We start from the raw sequence: 1,471 nt of genomic DNA on the forward strand, positions 1-1,471 counted from the left end.
GCCGAGCTCGGCCGCGAGCTGGGCGACGCGGGCGGCCCGCTCCTGGTGGCGGGCGTCGCCACGCTGTCCACGCTCGGCCACGGCTTCGCGGCCCTGGCCGCCCTCCTGGCCGCCGGTCCGCTGGTGATCCTGGTGACCCGCCGCCGCAGCCGTACCCAGGAGCTGCGGCGGTCGACGCCCCCTCCGCCTGGCCCGGGAAGACCATGACGGCTCAGGCGTCGAAGTCCACGGTGACGGCGTCGGAGACCGCGAACGTCTGGCAGGTGAGCACGAAGCCGGCGGCCACCTCGGCGGGTTCGAGGGCGAAGTTCTGGCGCATGTCCGCCTCCCCGTCCACCACGCGGGCGCGGCACGTGCCGCAGACGCCGCCCTTGCAGGCGAACGGCATGTCGGGCCGGACCCGCTGGACGCCCTCCAGGAGGGACAGGTCCGCGGGCACCGTGGCCGTCGTGGCCCGGCCGTCGAGCAGCACCGTCACCTCGCTGCCGCCGACCGGTCCGCCGCTTTCGCGCGCCGGGGCGGGCGGCGGTTCGTCCACGTAGAAGAGCTCGTGGTGCACCCGCTCGCCCGGCACGCCCAGACCGGCCAGCACCCCCTGGGCGTCGTTGACCATGCCGAACGGGCCGCACAGCCACCAGTGGTCCACCTCGGCGACCGGCGTGAGCGCGGGGAGCAGGCGGCCCAGCCGTTCGGTGTCGAGGCGGCCGGTGAACAACTCGGCCTCGCGCGGCTCCCTGGAGAGCACGTGGCACAGTTCGAACCGCGTGGGGTGCGCGTCCTTCAGATCGGCGAGCTCGTCGGCGAACATCACGCTCCCGGCGGTGCGGTTGCCGTACAGGAGCGTCACGCGGCTCTCGTCGTCGGCGAGGACCGACGACGCGATGGACAGGACCGGCGTGATCCCGGACCCGGCGGCGATCAGCACGTGGTGCGCGGGACGGCCGAGCTCGGGGGTGAAGCCGCCGCCGGGGGGCAGCACCTCGACCTCGTCGCCCGGCGCGAGCTCGCGTACCAGCCACGTGGAGAACAGCCCGTCCGGGATCTCCCGCACGCCGATCCGCGGGGGCGCGCCCGCCGGTGAGCAGATGGAGTACGACCGCCGCTCCTCGCGCCCGCCCACCAGGCGGCGCAGCGTGAGCCACTGGCCGGGCCGGAAGGCGTACCGGCCGGCCAGCTCCTCGGGGACGTCGAAGGTGATCGCGGCGGCGTCGTCGCACAGCCGGTCCACGCGGGCCACCCGCAGGCCGGCGAACGTCGCGCGGATGGGCAGGTCCTGGGCGATGCTCACGGTCATATCTCCTTGACGTGCTCGAACGGCTCCGCGCATGCGCGGCACCGCCACAGCGCCTTGCACGCCGTGGCCCCGAACCGGGACAGCTCCTCCGTCTCGCGGGAGCCGCAGCGGGGGCAGCGCACCCGCCGGCGCACCGGGCCGAGCGTCAGCGGCACCGGCCCCTCGCCGCGCACCGGC

Annotated in this window: 2 protein-coding genes and 1 pseudogene; 1 reads left to right on the plus strand and 2 read right to left on the minus strand. The window is 75.5% G+C overall.

The annotated features are described in order from the left end of the window. Nucleotides 1–207, plus strand: a pseudogene (locus DQW85_RS23110) (hypothetical protein); the annotation flags it as partial. A gap of 4 nt (nt 208–211) precedes the next feature. On the opposite strand, the gene paaE reads toward DQW85_RS23110, so the two are convergent. Continuing rightward, on the minus strand, nt 212–1,294 hold the full coding sequence (paaE, locus tag DQW85_RS23115; RefSeq protein WP_113702214.1) for a 1,2-phenylacetyl-CoA epoxidase subunit PaaE: 1,083 nt from the start codon (nt 1,292–1,294) through the stop codon (nt 212–214). Further along, nucleotides 1,291–1,471, minus strand: a 181-nt coding sequence (locus DQW85_RS23120) for a PaaD-like zinc ribbon domain-containing protein (protein WP_476703609.1), incomplete at its 5' end; no start/stop codon positions are given. The genes paaE and DQW85_RS23120, both read right to left, overlap by 4 nt.

The organism is Nonomuraea lactucae, from assembly GCF_003313395.1.
Classification (GTDB): domain Bacteria; phylum Actinomycetota; class Actinomycetes; order Streptosporangiales; family Streptosporangiaceae; genus Nonomuraea; species Nonomuraea lactucae.